This window comes from Streptomyces sp. NPDC047706 (assembly GCF_043204795.1).
In the GTDB taxonomy this organism is placed as follows: Bacteria; Actinomycetota; Actinomycetes; order Streptomycetales; family Streptomycetaceae; genus Streptomyces.
Genome location: NZ_JBIDCW010000004.1, coordinates 132,588 through 148,566 on the forward strand (window position 1 = coordinate 132,588; position 15,979 = coordinate 148,566).

At 64.5% G+C, this 15,979-nt stretch carries 12 protein-coding genes; 1 reads left to right on the forward strand and 11 read right to left on the reverse strand.

Annotated features, from left to right (window positions below):
- Positions 1–230: 230 nt before the first annotated feature.
- From ACGF8A_RS06145 to ACGF8A_RS06160, 4 genes are all read right to left on the reverse strand, one after another.
- A complete protein-coding gene (locus ACGF8A_RS06145; RefSeq protein WP_393104734.1) occupies positions 231–836 on the reverse strand; it encodes a DUF5753 domain-containing protein in 606 nt (201 codons plus the stop codon).
- A gap of 104 nt (positions 837–940) precedes the next feature.
- Positions 941–2,140 carry an ATP-grasp peptide maturase system methyltransferase gene (gene tgmC / locus ACGF8A_RS06150; protein ID WP_393104736.1) on the reverse strand — a complete coding sequence of 400 codons (1,200 nt, stop codon included), beginning with the start codon at positions 2,138–2,140 and terminating at the stop codon, positions 941–943.
- Positions 2,118–3,113 carry an ATP-grasp ribosomal peptide maturase gene (gene tgmB / locus ACGF8A_RS06155; protein ID WP_393104738.1) on the reverse strand — a complete coding sequence of 332 codons (996 nt, stop codon included), beginning with the start codon at positions 3,111–3,113 and terminating at the stop codon, positions 2,118–2,120. The genes tgmC and tgmB overlap by 23 nt, the downstream gene beginning before the upstream one ends.
- A gap of 3 nt (positions 3,114–3,116) precedes the next feature.
- Positions 3,117–3,890 (reverse strand): putative ATP-grasp-modified RiPP, encoded by a 774-nt coding sequence (locus ACGF8A_RS06160; protein WP_393104740.1) that lies wholly within the window; start codon positions 3,888–3,890, stop codon positions 3,117–3,119.
- Between the two features lie 199 nt (positions 3,891–4,089).
- Between ACGF8A_RS06160 and ACGF8A_RS06165 the strand changes: the two genes are divergently transcribed.
- Complete coding sequence (locus tag ACGF8A_RS06165; RefSeq protein ID WP_393105140.1) at positions 4,090–5,364, forward strand: transcriptional regulator; 1,275 nt, start codon at positions 4,090–4,092, stop codon at positions 5,362–5,364.
- On the opposite strand, the gene ACGF8A_RS06170 is transcribed toward ACGF8A_RS06165, so the two are convergent.
- The 7 genes from ACGF8A_RS06170 to ACGF8A_RS06200 all read right to left on the reverse strand — a co-directional run bounded on the left by ACGF8A_RS06170 (position 5,345) and on the right by ACGF8A_RS06200 (position 15,946).
- Positions 5,345–6,007 (reverse strand): HAD family hydrolase, encoded by a 663-nt coding sequence (locus ACGF8A_RS06170; protein WP_393104742.1) that lies wholly within the window; start codon positions 6,005–6,007, stop codon positions 5,345–5,347. The two genes, ACGF8A_RS06165 and ACGF8A_RS06170, sit on opposite strands and share 20 nt — an antisense overlap.
- Positions 6,008–6,224: 217 nt before the next feature.
- Positions 6,225–7,574 (reverse strand): DNA cytosine methyltransferase, encoded by a 1,350-nt coding sequence (locus tag ACGF8A_RS06175; protein ID WP_393104744.1) that lies wholly within the window; start codon positions 7,572–7,574, stop codon positions 6,225–6,227.
- A gap of 9 nt (positions 7,575–7,583) precedes the next feature.
- Entirely contained in the window at positions 7,584–9,425 is a 1,842-nt protein-coding gene (locus tag ACGF8A_RS06180) for a DUF6339 family protein (RefSeq protein ID WP_393104746.1), read from the reverse strand.
- Positions 9,422–10,318 carry a hypothetical protein gene (locus tag ACGF8A_RS06185; protein WP_393104748.1) on the reverse strand — a complete coding sequence of 299 codons (897 nt, stop codon included), beginning with the start codon at positions 10,316–10,318 and terminating at the stop codon, positions 9,422–9,424. The genes ACGF8A_RS06180 and ACGF8A_RS06185 overlap by 4 nt, the downstream gene beginning before the upstream one ends.
- Positions 10,315–12,297, reverse strand: coding sequence for a hypothetical protein (locus ACGF8A_RS06190; protein WP_393104750.1), 1,983 nt, complete (start codon positions 12,295–12,297; stop codon positions 10,315–10,317). The genes ACGF8A_RS06185 and ACGF8A_RS06190 overlap by 4 nt, the downstream gene beginning before the upstream one ends.
- Complete coding sequence (locus ACGF8A_RS06195) at positions 12,294–13,319, reverse strand: PD-(D/E)XK motif protein (RefSeq protein WP_393104752.1); 1,026 nt, start codon at positions 13,317–13,319, stop codon at positions 12,294–12,296. The genes ACGF8A_RS06190 and ACGF8A_RS06195 overlap by 4 nt, the downstream gene beginning before the upstream one ends.
- Positions 13,316–15,946: a Z1 domain-containing protein gene (locus ACGF8A_RS06200; protein ID WP_393104754.1), complete on the reverse strand. Its 2,631-nt coding sequence runs from the start codon at positions 15,944–15,946 to the stop codon at positions 13,316–13,318. Before ACGF8A_RS06200 ends, ACGF8A_RS06195 begins: the two co-directional genes overlap by 4 nt.
- Positions 15,947–15,979: the final 33 nt, after the last annotated feature.

Genomic DNA, 15,979 nt, shown 5'->3' on the forward strand with positions numbered 1-15,979 from the left:
CACTCGCCAAGCCAAGCCGGCGTGCCCACAGGCGCTGGTGCGCCCCCCCCTCTCAACGGCATCCGGCGACGCACCGCCACCACGCACCCACCGATCCCCGAGGCCCCACCCCTGGGCCGCGCGGCCAGGACGAACACTCGCCCCGGAACCGCCACCCTCAGAACAACCGGGCGGCGATGCGCACCTCGTAGCCGGCAAGCAGTCAGGCGCCCCGCATGACCGCCTACGCCTTACTCGCCGCTCCAGAAGGCCAAGGCCTTCCCGATCAGCGTCTTGGCGTCGTCGCCGTAACAGGCCGCATCACTGAGAAAGCCGAACGCCTTGTTGTGCAGCGCGATTTCTTCCGCATCCGTGATGTCCACTCCGCTTGAGACTAGTTCGTAATGGACTCGATCGTCGCCGTACATGTGGAAACCCGGCTCGGGGGCCATCCCCACTTCGGCGGTAGCGGGAACGATTCCCAACCTGAGGGAAGGAAGGTCGAAGTCCCGAAGCAGACGCTCCATCTGCCCGCCCATCACCGTCGGCCCCCCGACGTTCGTGTACAGCGCCTGCTCACCGAGTATCACGTCGTAATGGTGCTCGCCGTCGTACAGCACCTGCTGTCGCTCCATCCGCTTGGCGACCCCCGCCTGAACGTCGTCCGGGATTCCGAGAAACTCAACGACCTGCCGGAGAATGACGCCCGCGTAGGCCTCGGTCTGGAGAGTGCCCCAGATCATCGTGGGCAGGTACGCCTTGCTGTGACGCGTCTCCTGGTACCAGCGGATGACCTCGCCCTGGATGTCTTCCGTACCGGTGGACAGCCGCTGCCGCCACGGGACCAAGTTGGTCATGCGATCAGTCCTTCCTGTCGTGGTGGTCCACGACATACGTACCCGTCGATCACCTCCGCGCGCCTCGTCGGCCCGGTGCCCGGGATTCCCGCCGCCCTGCTGTCTCACGGCCTGGGGAGTGGCAGTCCAGGCATCTGCGGGTGCCGCAGGTGCTGCCCGCCGTTGTAGACGTGCAGGCTGAACGTCTCCGGATTCGGTCTACCGGCGGCGTCGAAGGCGTCGATGACTTGCTCGATCCGCATCCAGAGCCTCGCAGGGCCACCTTCGCGGACCTCCCAAACTCTGCCGTTCGAGGTGAGCGTGGCGGCGGAGCCTGTGACGACATCGATGAGATGTACAGCCCCTCCAATGGTGATCATCTGGGCGTCCGGCACAGCAGTTTGTGCGAGGAAGCGCAGATGAAAGGCTTCCTCGGTCACAGCCGTGATCCGTTCGGGGCTGTGCTTGGCCGACCTTGTCTCCTCGGTCAGACCGGCAGCCCAGTCGGCAGGATTGCCGAACGCGGGTGGCGCGTGCTTCCGGGCGGGCATGAAGGAGATCGTGCCCGGCAGCAAGCTCCCCTCAGCCGTGCCGTCCTCAGCCACGGTGAGCAGGACTCGTGCGCTTCCGTACAACCAGCCGGACAGGGGGAGAAGGATCTTCCCGCCGGGTCGGGCTTGCGTGAGCAGCGCGGGAGGGACGGCGCGGAACGAACAGGTTGTCACGATGCGGTCGTACCATGCCTCGGGCCAGTACCCGTACGAGCCGTCTGCCAAGGCCAGCGTCGGGAAGTATCCGCACCCGTACAGTGCGTTTGCCGCCGCCTCCAGCCGAGACGAGTCAATCTCCACGCTGGCCACGTGCGAGGAACCCAGCCGCTCGCAGGCCAATGCGGTGGAATAGCCGGTTCCGGTTCCGATCTCCAACACAGTGTGTCCCTCCACCACCTCGGCATCGGTCCACATGCGCAGGACGAGTGACGGCAGCGTGGACGACGAGGAAGGAGCCCCGCCATGCCGGACCGCCGGGTCTTTCCAATTGGGCTCGTCGCCGTCGAACTGCGTGATCAGAGTCGTGTCGCTGTAAGCAGCAGCGAGCCACTTGCCGTAGTCGAGTTCGGCGGTGATCGGCTCCCACACGGTCAGCCCGTACTCGTCGGGCTGGTCGCCGGGCAGATAGAACCCAGGTACGAAGTGGTGCCGCGGAACCTCCTCAACCGCCGCCCGCCAGGTTGCATCATGGAGAACATTCTCCTGGGCGAGTTGGTCCGCCATGGCCTCACGCAGGCGAACGGAGTCGGTATCAGGGTCGGCCGGCATCTTCATGGCCTCCCGCCTCCTTCACGGTCAGAATATCGGCGAACGCCTCGGTGATGGCCTCTGCGTCCGGCAGCCAGCCCCATTGGCCGTTCGGATTGCATTCGATGGCCCACCAGTCGTCGGGGTCATCCCCGTCTCCGGTGAGGCCAAAGTCGAAGCAACCGAAGGCCAGGCCGAAGGAGTGCAAGTAGCGGTGCAGTGCGGCCTTGATGACAGCAGGGACGGTGAGGGGCGTGTGAACCAGTTCCTCCCAGTTGCCCCGGCGCCAATCCAGCTCCCGGTCCGGGGTGGTGATCCGCTGGGCGAAGACACGGTGTCCCACCACAGTGACGCGTGCGTCTGCCACCTTGGGAATTTCGGCCTGGAACAGGTGGGCAGTCACCTTGAGAGCTTCGTCAAAGCTGTCAGGGTCGACACGTTGCGTCCAGAGTGCCCCGGTCCGGCGGTCCTCCCCTCGGGGGAGGCCACGGAACGACTTGTAGACGACATGCCCTTGAGCTGCGAATTCACGAGCTGGTGCCGCGTCATTGGTGATCAGGGTGGGTGGTACGTTCAGCCCGAGTTCGGCGAACTTCAGAAGCTGCGCCGGTTTGAAATCCGCGCGAGCCACCGCGGCCGGGTGGTTGACGTACATCGCTCGACGCAGGCTGTGCAGCACGCCGCCGAGGCCGTGCCTGGTCTCCGCGGCCGCGAAATCCCGTTGCTGCTGGGGAAGATGCCTGAACTGATCGGCGTACGGGGTCGGGCGGCGATAGTAGACCGCTCCGACCTCAACCAGTTCGACCTCACGGGTGGCTGAGCGTATGGTCCCGCGCCACAGTGGGGAATCGGAGCCGATACGAAATCCGAAGACCAGCTCCGGCCCGATATCGGCGGGGTCGATGCGCATGACGGGCACCCCGCGAGCGTTCAGCGAGGCGATGACCCGATCGGCGGTGACGTCTTCCAATGCGGTGACGACCAGGACGGTGAGGGCCATCGCTCAGTCCGACTCGTAGTCGGTGGTCACATCATCCTGGGTCTGGGGCTGTGGGCTCTTCCCGTCCCCGCCGCCTGAGACCGACGCCGTCCCGGCGGTCCTGGACGTTCCGTGCTTGCCCATTTCCACCATCCGACCGGATCCGTCGGCGTACAGCGCTGTCTGCGTGGCGCCGTCAAGGACGACTGTCGCGTACGGCGGTGGGCTGATCCGCAAACGGTCGGTCACCAGTCGCATTGCCCAGGGAGCCTGAGCGGTCCCGTTTACCACGCGCTCATCCCCTCTCTGCACGGCGGCCCCCTCGGCCAGCTGAGCCCGGCCTGCCTCGACCAGGGCGACGACCGACCGAGGTGCGCACAAGTCGCCCTCGTATCGCGGTGGCACGGCCCAGTACGGTCCTGGTGGTTGCCGCCGGTCAAGGCGGGGCACGCCCAGGTAGGTCCCGTGTCCCAGGCAGGTTGCGACGCCCTCGTATGTCCACACCAGTCCGGCATGGCCCCGGATCAATGCGTAGTACGAGCCGCCCGCCACGCGGCGGTCGTAGATGACGGGCCCGCCCAGCAACTCGGCCAAGCCGACCGTCGACTGCCCGCGAGCCTCGGACCGAACGGCGGTGTCGACGATCTCGGATGGCATACGTACCGCCGCGAAGCGCTCGCCGAGTGGCAGGAGAGCAACACCCTGCCTTGCCCACTCCTTCCGAACCTGCTCGGGCGCCGGATGGGCGCGGGTGAGCCACTCGGCGATCGCTCCGGGCGGAGCCTCTTCGGTGTCCATGGGCTACTCCTCAGCTGCGGACCACACAGTCGGTGCAGCACAGAGAGTCCACGAGCCAGTGTTCAGATTCGAGGACTTCAAGAGGTCGTCAACAGGACTTTGTCCGGGCTTGATTGCCCTCCTGGGGAGGAAAGAGGCCCTTGGGCGGACTCGCTGTGGGAGGCTTGAGTCGATCGTCGACAGTAGGAGGCTGGGTGCCGTGCCGAGGTCATCAGGCAACGTCCGACTCAAAGCGGCCAGAGTGGCCGCCGGCTTCAATTCACAGCAGGACCTGGCCGACGTACTGACCGAGCACGCCCGTCGTATGGGCATCCGAGGCCTGTCGATCGGAGTCCGGCAGGTCCGCCGCTGGGAGTCGGAAAATCCACCATGGCCACAACCGGACTGCCAGCGTGTACTCGTCCACCTGTTCGGCCAGAGTATGGAGTCGCTCGGATTCGCGCCGCCCTGGGGCTCACCCGCGCCGGCACCCGATCCCGCACGCCGCATGCTGGTGGCGGGGGGAGCCGCCGCACTTGTTGTGGCGGCGGGGCCGCAGCGAGCCGGCGCCACGCCACAACCGATCACAGCAGGCGCGGACTTCGAGGCGGTCACTCGATCACACCGTCGCCTCTACTGGTCTGTCGCGCCGAGCACTCTGCACCCGGCCGTTCACGCACATGCGACCTTGGGTCGTGCCCTGCTCCCCGAGACTTCGGATCTCACGCGCCGGACGGTGGCCGCGGCGTTGGCGGAGACCTGCCTGCTGGCGGGTCGCATCGAGTTCTTCGACCTGAGCCGACCGGCCGGCGCGCACGACACCCTGCTCCTCGCGTTGCAGGCTGCCGGCGAGGCCGACGACTCACTGCTCGGGTCGGCGATCCTTGCACATATGGCGTTCATCCCCGGATGGGCGGGGGAGCGCGAAGAGGCACAGGAACGCATGACTGCGGCCCGCACATACGCCCGGCGAGCCACCGCATCCGCCGAGTTCCTGGCCTGGCTGGACGCGGTGGAGGCCGAATGTGAGACGAGGTGCGGCAACACACGCACCGCGCTGCACTTGATCGGCCACGCCGAGGACCTCCTGAACGGCGGCAACGAGCATCGGTCACCCGAGTGGATGGACTGGTTCTCCCCCGCCCGTCTGGCAGCGTTCAAGGGCAACACCCAACTGCTCGCGGGCCATCTTCCACAGGCCCGCGAAGCGCTGATCGGGGCCCTGGAGGCCATGTCGCCCGGGGAGGAGAAGCAGCGCACCGTCGTGTACGGCGACTTGGCAGCCGTCGAGGCCGCGTCCGGGAATCCCGAGAAGGCCTGCGAGTACGCGGGCCTGGCCCTCGATCAGCTGGCCACCACCTGGTACGCGACTGGTATGGACCGCGTACGCGAGGTTCGCCGTGCCCTCACGCCGCACCAGCACGAGCGCTGTGTCCGCGATCTCGATGACCGCCTGTACGACTGGTCGACGACGCTCAGCGCGCTGGGTCGGTGACGCGACCCACCTGGTCGGCCAGTTCCAGGAGTCCTTCTACACGGAAGGTGGGAAGTTCCCTGGCCTCGGCGGTGTTCCACTGAATCGTGGCCCACGGCCCGCGGTGCACGAGCGCGGTATGCATACCCGCCTCTCGGGCCGGGCTGATGTCGTTGTCGCAACGGTCACCGACATACAGGATCTCGCCGGCCTCGAAGGGCACGGCCGCAGCGACCCGTTCGAAGAACTCGGGGTCGGGCTTGCTGGCGCCCCAATCGTCGGACGTACCGATCAGGTCGACGTCATCGGTGAAGAGCTCGCGCAAGATGTGTCCGGCTCGCACAGTCTGGTTTCCGGCGATGCCGAGCCACAGTCCGTCGGCCCGCAGCCGCCGGAGCGCAGGCCGCACGTCAGCGTAAAGGTCCACTTCCCCGAAGGTCTCCGGCTTTCCGGCGGCGGCACGCTTCTCTCGTTCCGCGTAGAGGTCGAATCCCGGTCGGAACTCCTGGAACGTCTCCCTGTAGTCCCGCCCCTGCGCGATCACCGCCCCGAACATGGCATGGAACGTGTGCCTCGGCACCCCTAGCCAGTCGGCCCACGTGGCATACTCCCTGGTCTCGTCCACCAGGCACTCACCGACGTCGAAGACTACTGCGCGAATCATGGGGGCAGCGTATCGAGACCTCTGCTCCACGCTCGTGGACGTCCCCGCAAACGTTTCCCTGTGCGTCACCAGCGACGGATGCGCTGTCCATGTGGTGGCTCACTGCCCGTCTGGACGCAGCGCGGAGCTGCCTTCGTGCAGTGGGACAGTCCTGGCCCTTCCTGTCGCAGCATTCCGATCCCGCCACTCTCGGGCCTGTGAGGACCGCGCAGCTTCATCACCCGCGCAGATAGGAGTAGATCTCGGAAGCGATTGCCTTGCCGAGCGGTACCGGAACGGCGTTACCGATCTGTGTGGCGATCTCAGTTTTCGAGCCGCACCAGCGGAAGCTCAGCGGAAATCCCTGAATCCGCGCTGCCTCGTAATGCGTGATCGGTCGGGATTGCTCCGGGTGGAGGTAGCGGCCCTTCTCCGGCTTGAAGAATTCCGTTCGGATGGTGACCGACGGTTGACCCCAGCGGAGTCGGCCCATGACGTCTCCAGTCCCGGTGTTATGGCTGTCCCAGCTCTTGGTCGACAGAGGTTCGACGGGTGTGCGGACTCCCGCAGGATTCGGTGAAGTGAAGATGTGCACCTCGCCGGTCTCGTCCACGGTGTACCACTTGTCCCGGAGATCCTTACGGTTCCCTCCAGGAGGAATGGCGAGATATCGGGCTCGCGAAAGTGGTTCGGGGTTTCTCCCGAAGTGGAGATCGGAAGTGCTGAATATTCCGGCGATGACGGAATTGATCTCGGGGACGAATTCCTTACCGTCGGGAAGCTCGGTCCCTTGAATGGAGCGCTCCGCCGACTCGTGAAAGATCTCATCGATGGTTTCCCAGTACGGTACGCCTGTGTGGATTCCATCAAGTGGTGTGGTTGAAGAAGGGGGGAATTTCGGGCGGCGCAGATGACTCTTGTGTGGATATGTCATCCTGCGCCCGTTGTCGATGTCGCGGCGCACTCCGATGACGATGGCACGACGGCGCGCCTGGGCTGCACCGTAGTCAGCAGAGTTCAGGAGGTAACGCTTGTACTTCTCTTCCTCCGTGTCGTTCGGCTCGTGCCCGGGCGGATCGACAAGTCGGTACTCGGCAAGGCGTCCCCCCGGCATTGTCTCACTGAGCAAGTTGCGAAACTCGTCGGACTTGAGGAAACGATCGACGTTCTCAATGACGAAAACCTTGGGGCGGATCGCCGCGACGATCCGAACGTACTCCTCCCACAGGCGATTGCGCTCACTGCCCTTTCGTGCCCGATTCAGGGCTGAGAAGCCCTGGCAGGGAGGCCCACCGATGACGACCTCCGCGTCGCCCGCCTTTGGCGTCGGGTGCCAGTGCTCGATGTCCCCTACGTGGACATGCGCTTCGGGCACGCGCTGGTCCAGTCGGAGGCTGCCGAAGTTCACCGCGTACGTCGCGGCTGCCGCAGGGTTGTGCTCTACGGCCGCGACACTGTGGAAGACGGGAGGGTCTGTGTCGTTCCCCGCAGGACGGAAGTCGTGAAACCCCTGCGTGAAGCCCCCGCAGCCGCTGAACAGGTCGACGACGCTGATGGGTTCGGAAGCGCGGGGGCGGGGCTTGGGCATGGAGAGATCTTATCCTCGGAATGCGTCGGCGATGGCCTCACCGACAGCTGTAGCCAGAGGGGGAGGCATTGCATGACCTACCTGACGGTACCTGGACGTCTTGCCCCCGAAGAGCTTCCAGTCCGACGGGAACCCCTGAATCATGGCGGCTTGTTCGACGGTCAGCTTGGGTTGGCCGTCAATGGGGAAGTCCGCAGCGGGGGGTTCATCGCCGAGGCTGTTGCCGTTCACGCCGAGGGCAGCCCAGGCCTTCTTGCTGCCCGTGGGGCCGAGGTCTGCGCCTCCTCGTCTGTCGGAGCCGCCCACCAAGGCGGGTGCTGGGCGATCGGCGGTCCTCGTCCAAAGTTCCGCGCCGGGCCATCCGCGCGCGGACATGGAAGGGCCGAGAACTTGACCGACCGTGGAAGGGATCAACGTTCTCGGAGCCGGCCACACGAAGCGGGAGAAATGCGGATCACGCAGAGCCACGAGGAAGCCGCTGCTGCGGTTCTGCGGTACGCCGAAGTCCGCCGCGTTGAGGACGTGCCAAGTCGCTTGTAGGCCTTCCTGCAGCAGTTCCTCCTCCATCCACTCGCGATCCGCTGCAAAATCGGGACTGTGAACAAGATCGGGCACATTCTCGAAGAGCACGGCCTTCGGTTTGATCTCGTGCACAATTCCGACCGCGGCTCGAAATGCTCGACGTTCTTCCGAGTCTTCGATGCGCCCAACCGACGCCGAGGATCTGACACGGGGCAATCCACCGCTGAGGAGATCAACCCCGAGAATATCGGGCCGCATGCTCGGACTGAATTGTGCGATGTCCATGCAGACCACGTCCCAGGCGGGCCTGTTGAGATCGATGGTGAAGCAGGCATCGGCTTTGCTGTCGATCAGGAGTACTGGGTCGAAGCCGGCGACTTCCAGACCGAGAGCCTGGGCGCCAGCGCCGGCGCAGATTTCGACGAACGTGAATCGGCGTGGCGCGGGTTCCGAGAGGATCGCTCGGGAGGGCTCACTTGCTCCGGGTGCTGCAGCCGTGAATGAGATGCTCCCGACGTCGGCCGGGCCAGTTCTGACCGCAGTTTTTGCAGGCGGGACTGTTGTTGGTGAGCGACTGCCTCGCTGCGCGTCGACGGACTCCCTGGCAACGGTGCGCAACTCGTCTTCCAGGGCCTGCTCACCAATGCCGTCGAAGAGCACGAAGGGGGCGAGGCGCAGCAGTCGCTTGAGGAAGTCGCGAAGGGTTTCCCTTTCATTCAGACCTTCTAGATCCAGATCTGCCCACACGCGCAGAATGGCCCGGACCAGATGGGGGCTCCCGCCAAGTGCTGTGCGACGTGCGTAGATCTGGTCGAACGCGGCCTCTCCGAGGATCTCGAGCGCGTGGTAAGGCTTTGGATGGCCCGGCGAGCGCACCAGTTGGGCCCGCCACCATAGCCGGCCGAAAACGTGTCGTGTCAGATCTGTGCCGAGGATTCGATCTTTCGGGGGTTGGGGATAGCGCCAAAAGGCAATGTCCGGAAGTGCAATTAGGGCGAGAAAGGCCCAGACATCTCGTGAGGCTGCCTCTGCAGGCACCATGCCCATTTCGGCATGTAGTAGGGCTGCCAGTCGCAGATCGAATTCAGCATTTCCTGTGCGGTCCGATTGTTCGGGAAAACCGCTCTGCTTGGCGAGGTCCAGGACGCCTTCGCGCAACTCTCTGAGTCGGGTCGCAGAGATACGATCACCGCCCGTGGCCACGTAAACACAGGATTCGTGGGTAAGTGCGACTCGCTGAGATAGTTCGGCGACGGTGAGAGCGCGATACTCGTCGAACAGGGGCTTGGCCTGTTCGGCGAGCAACCGTGGGTAGAGGAATCCCATCATGACACCTCGAATATCTTGACGGCCGCCTGCATGTCCGACGCGAACAGCGCCGGCGACTGCCTTTGGCGCAGTCGGATGTCAGCGATCGATTGCCCGGTGAAAAGTTGGTCGAAGAGACTCAGCAGGGTGGCCCCCAACGATCCGTCGGGGAAGTCCGACTCTTCGGTGAAGTCCTCGTGTGCCAGGGCGTGTTCGACCATGACGCGGGCGGCGTCCGCATAGACTGCCGAAAGCACGATCCGATCCACCGGACGAGGCCTGGCTGCGTTCTGGAATGCTGTCGCAGTGACCGCATTCCGTTCGTTGACGAGCAACAGCAGGGACCCCATGGTCGCGCTTTCGAGGCCACCGCTGACCTGAAGGTGCCAGGCCGCGTCCTCGGGAAAGGACGTCCGGGCGAAGTCGATGACTGCCATGGGGAACTGCGGCGCATCGCCCTGGAGACGGACAGCTTCGCGATCACTCCAGAGGATGGACCCGGCGCGCCGGGGCGAGGAGGGCCGGCCGTCACTCCGACGCTCGGCAAGCAGCAGCGCGGTGTCGAGCAGAAGTAGTCCGCCCAGGTCAGCACCGCGCAGGCAGAAGTCGAACTCAATCGTGGTCACGCCGGCTTCCGTCAAGCCGGCGTGCTGAGCGGGGCCGCTCAGGTTGGATCCCGTGGCAGTCCACACGGTCGACAGCGCGAGCACCGCATCCGGCGGTAGCCCCGACTCCTGCCGTGCCCGGTCGAGATCGACACGGACAGTCCTGCGCAACTGCAGGTCCATCTGGTAGTCCCAGTCCGGGAGAGCTTCGGGCAGAAGTACTGCGCCGTCCTCGACGACCAATTGCCACGCCTCCACGGCGACGACGTTCTGGGCCGGAGCGCGGTAGGGCAGGACGCGCCGGGTCATGAAGCTTGCACCGCCTCAACCTTGATACCGATCTCGGTCATCGTGTCGGGAGCTGGTCGCACCAGGGCCCGCCAGACGGATTCGCCGCCTTCGATGACGTGCGGATCCTCTGCGTGGACGTGCCCGTCGGCGTCCTCCCACCCGACGAGCACAGGCATGCTCGCCCCAAGGGGAGGGTCGGTCTCGCGGCCACCGGTGCCGGGCAGAGTGACGGCCAGATCGATTCGTACCCGCTGCGGCCCGGGCACGGGCAGCCGGAACTCTTGAACCAGCACAGAGCTGTGATCGCGGTCGTCGTAGTAGGGCTCTCCGACATACTGGACCCGAGGTCGACGGCGTTGGCTTGGCAGATCATCCCCGACCACCGCAGTGGCCGACCTCCTGTCGCCGTGGGCGTCGCCGGTCCCCTCGATGTCGAGTACTTCGGACGCTCGATGTCCTGGCGCAACACGGCCACGGGTCGCAGCTCGGTGGAGGCCTCCTTCTGTTTCGTCGGCCTTGGGGGGACGTACGGCAGTGCTCCCCGGCTTTGCGTAGTCGGTCGCGCCACCGATTCCCCAGGCTCCGCCCACCAGTCCGGCGAAGAGTGAACTGGCAGCGCCTAGCGCAACGTTGCTGGCGCCGGGACGTACGCCTCCGCCGAGGGACAACAGCCCGTGCAGAGCATCGTCGATGCGGCGGAATGTCGTATGGATATAGGTGCTCTCGGGACGGTCGAGCGAGTGCGGATTCCAGGCATCGTGCGTGGGCGGCTCCGCTTTGGCGTAGACATCGTCCATGGCCTCGTCCCCTCGGAAGACGCCCGCGTATCCCTGATTGGCACTCGGCGGCTTGGGCCCGGGGCGGTAGGTGACAACAAGTTCCGCTGGGCGCATCAGACAGACGTGATGGATCAAGTCTTCGATGCTGAGCATGCGCTGGGCCCGCGTCGGTTCGAGCGGCGGCAGGATGCGTTTCACGAGACCGAACCTGCCCAGGTGCTTCTTTGGCTTCTTGCACTCGAGGTCCCGACCGTCAGAGCCTGCCATTTGCTCGTATGCCGCCACAAACATGTTGAGAGGCCGGGTGGTACGAGGATCCGGTACGGGGTGCTGCACACCGTCGCAGGTGACGGAAAAGCGCATGGCGGGAGGCCGGTCGTTCGTTGCCATCATCTTGGGCCATAGATGCCATGCGATCGTGTCAGCCAGGTAGTCGGCTGCCTCCGCCGGCGCCAACTCATCGAGGTTGGGGTCGATGACGACGACAGTCGTCCCTGTTTCTTCAGGCGCGAAGGGCTGCAGACCGAGACGCTGGGCCATCACCTCGGCATCGGGGCCGACCAACGGTTCGACGACATCACCGGAGGTGTCGCCCCACCAGTGCCTGCCGGTGTATCTGCGGCTCCCTTCCGCCTCCTCCGTCACGTAGCTCTTCCACAGCGTGCAGCCGATGAGGCGGGTTTGGAGGTCACCCTTCGCGGTTCGACAGCGGGAATGAACCAAGACCGTCCCCGACTTCGACACCAGGTAGAAGATTCCTTTGCCAAACCCGTAGGTGCCACCACCGAGGGCGGTGTCCCGGGGCTCACCGATGTTGCGGATGAAGGACACAAAGTCACGGTCCGGTCCGACCGCGTCGTTGGCGCGTGTCGGCCCGCCGAGCCCACGAGTCCCGCGATCGGAGATGGCCAGGACACGCAAGACGCCAAGCCTGAGTGAATCCTGTAGCGGGAACTTGTCAATTCCACCGGGGGCGCCTGCCTGGAGAAGCGTGCGCCATGTTCCGGCATGTGCCGGACCTACCGTCCACAGATCGATGCTGTACTCGATCGGTGTGGAAGAGCCGGGGATTCGGGCATCCCAGCTGTTCTGAGCGGATTCTCTGACCAGAATGGTCAGCAGGTCGAGTTCCGGGCGCCCGAGTTGGTTGCGAATGCCCTCGGCTGCACTGGCCCCCTCAGGGGGGTAGGGCTGTGAATACCAGCGAGGTTCCCTCACGGTGACTCCTGTACAACGCGGTTGATTACACGGAGTGTCTCGTCGGGCGTAAGAGCACCGGCGGTGTCACCGGAAAGGTCGATGGTGTACTCGACGTCCATCAGCGAGACGGACAAGCCAGCTGCGAGCATTGCGCTGCTGGTCAGTCCGGGGAAGTCGGGGCCGACCCGATACCACTTCTCCTCGACGACGGTGAAGCGGGCGTCCCGGTAACGGTCGGCCTCGATGTGGCGGTAGCCGGCCTCCGCGAGTAGACCGAGCAAAGAGCTTTCGTCGTCGCACCGCTGAACGGCCTGCTGGATCAGGTCCACAAAGCCGATGCCCTCGCTCGACGCGGTGGTGCGGTGCAGGGTGTACCACGCCAGGCAGAGACTTCCGTCCACCGGGGCCTCAAGCTGGTCCAGGCCGTGTATGCGGGGCCTTCGACCGTTCGCGCTGGTTCCAGCCTTGACCTCGATGGCCGTTGTACCTGTCGAGAAGTCATGGCGATGGCCCCTCGGGCCGAGCCAGAGCCGATGAGCACTGGGATCGCGCTGAAGAAGTTTGCGGAGAACGAGCAGTTCCGCGAACAGGCCGGCGATCTGTTCAGGGCTCAAGCCCGGTCCTTGCGTCTGGAACAGAGCCTTCCAGCGGTCAAGGACCCGATACAGGGATTTGACGGGGTTCTCAGGGGACTTCTCTACCGTACTCAACACGTCGACGCACAATCCGGTGAACAGGTCGTTCACATCATTGCGAAGACAGGCCAGATCGGCGTAGGTCTGGTACGTATCCCTGTCCTCCAACGGGCGTTTGCGCAGGTAGAGGACCGGACCGTCGAGACCTGAACGTATTTTGCGGTGGGAGTCCATGGGCACAAGTAGGTGGCGGTGCCCTTCATGGTCGACCGCTGCCGCCAGGGAACCTTGATCAGTCATGAAGGGGAATTGAGAGACACGCAAGCGGTGTTCGCCAGTGGCCGGCTGGGCTTCGAGCGCCGCCCAGTGTCGCTCGGCCAGCCTTCGAAGGCCCTCGTCGCTCACGCGTCCTCGCCTTCAAGGGGGCTGAGGTCCTCGTCCTCGATCCGCACCCCGGACAGGTCGGCCGAGAGGTACTTCTCCACGGCGCTGTCCTGGTCAGGCTCCGGAAACACCAGGCCGACCCCGATCACATGCTCATCCGCGTTCAGGGCAACACGAGTCTTCTTGGCCGGCCTGGGCTCGGAAACCTTGTCGATGGGATACAGCACCAGTAGCCCTGTGTGAGGGAGATGTGTGCGGCGCGCCTTCATGATCGCGTCTTCCTTCAGCTTCGCTGTGTCGCCAGGAAGGTCGATCGCAGCGTCGCGACGGCTCATGAGTGTCTTGATGTCGACCGAGCCGGGGCCGGGGTTGGTGTTGAGGCGCGCACGGACGTTGCGGCCGACCGTCACATTGGGTGCGAAGGAAAATGGCTCACCCTGAGGGTTACCAACGATTGCCACATTCCATCGGCGTAGAGAACCGGCTGTCGAGACCCGCTTCCGGATATAGGCACTGATCAAGTCGGAGTCATTCTCGGGAGACTTCTCGTGGAACCGGTACGAGGACAAGAAGTCGGTCACGACGTCGTAAGGGACGTCGCGGAGGATGTACCGGCCTTCAACTGCTCGGTTCTCGACGCGGATGGCACTGGAGACACTGGCTGCAACGAGTTCCTGAGCGGCAGAGATGTTCCCGCGCAGCCACTCTGCGTCGGTGTGGAAGTAGTGGGTCTGGACACGTCTGCCGCCATAGGACGAGGCCGCAGTGACAGCGGAACGCATCTTGGCGGCAGCAGTCACGCGAAGGGCGGGGTGCGTGCGCAGACGGACCGCAAAGGTTAGCGGAGTCTCGGCCTCGGTCATGTAGATGTCGATGTCGCGGCGCATCTCGGTCTCGACAGTGGCAAGGTGACGGAACCACTCCGCCAACTCGTCTGTCATCCAGATCCGCGGCAAGTCCGCGTATCCGTTCCGGAAGCCGAACCACCGCCCCATCTGAAGCAGCGTGTCGTAAGCCGACACTGCACGGACGAAGTAGCTGACCGAGAGACCTTCGAGGGTCAGACCGCGTGACAGCGTGTTGCCGCCCACAGCGATCGCCACCACCGTGCCGTTCTCGTAGTCCAGGCGATCCTCGCTGTTGGAGTTGTCCATGATGATCCTGCAGTTGCTCAACACACCGGGCAACTCGGCCAGCAGCGAGTCGAACGGCACCTTCTTCTCGTCGAAGTCGCCCGCGGCGACGCGAGCTGTCTCTTCGTCCCAGAGGGCGTGCAGACGGTTGAGAGCCGCATCGTCGGTGAGGGACCTGGCGGTTCTTTCCAGCAGGTGTACCAGGGGTCGCTTGAAGCTGTTGTGCACAGACGTGTTGACGCTGGTATGGATGAGCATCGTGCTGTGCGGGTTGCCTGTACCTCGGACGCGGCGGGCGGCTGTGACCAGCCAGAAGTACTCGATTGCCGTTCTCAAGGTGCCGGTGATTACGGGCTCGAAACCTTCGACGTCGGCCTTCGTTTCCGGACGGACGCACGGTATGTCGTCGACAGGCACCGAGCGGATCATGTCGAAGCCGTCGTCGACGTCTTCCTGGTCCTCGCCGTCGAGCGCGTAGCGCCCGAAGAGGACCTCGGTGCCGAAATGGCCCTTGGGTTTGGGTAGATTGACGATGAAGTCACGGGGGTAAAGGTCCTCGGCGCCCGGGTCGATGAGCAGGTTTGCGAACGGAGACGCTGTGTAACCGACGTACGCGGAACGTGGCAGGCTGCTCATGATGTTGAGGATCAGGGGATTGATGGACTTCGTGGCCACGGTGGCTTTGTCGGCTTCGTCGTCGATGATCAGTGCGGGACAGTCCTTCAGGTAGTCCGATGCCTTGTCCAACCATCGGGCGAGTTTGCGAAGCACGGTGGCGTTCTTCTTCACCACGCACAGGACGTGTGTCTTGTTGCTCTTCCCGAAGTAGGAGGCCGGGTTCTCCTGTGGGGTGAAGTCTTTGTCCAAGCCGGTCAGTTGAGACCACATCGAGGGGTTGGGCTCCACGAGCTGCTGCACCAAGCGGGCCTGCGTCTGGCGACGGAGCCCGTTGTGTATGCCGGCCAGGACGATGAAGAGCTTGTAGCCGCGATCCGCGGCCTTGGCCATGACTGACGTGAAGTTGGTCGTCTTCCCGGACTGTACGTATCCGACAACCAGGCCCCGAGTGGAGAACATCCTCTCCTTCGGGTGATTGAGCAGGGAGACGACTCGGGTGGAGGAATCATCGAGATCTTGGATGGCGGGTTCTGCGGGCCAGCCGTCCTTCAGTAGAAGCTTCACGATCGCCGGCCAACATTTGTCCTTGGTCTGAGGCCCCGTGTACCAGGTGTCACGGTTCTCCATGACCACCGCGTGGGGCTCTTCAAGCTCCTTGATGCGGATCGTCTGCTGCTCGTGCCGCTCACGTATCTTCTCGATGACTTCCTGCTCGACGCCCAGCACCTCCAGCCGCTTCACGGCCTCCGAGGGAGGAAACATCTCCAGAAGTGCTTGGAAGGTCTCGTACTTCGCGTCGAAATCGCCTGTCATGAGGTCGACCGCCCCGCTCTCGTTCGTCCAGCCGTCCGGTCCCAGGTCGCCTTCGATCGAGTGACAGCCCGATGCGGGCGTCAACGCTCCTGAGACGCCAGATGGCACCCCCACCTT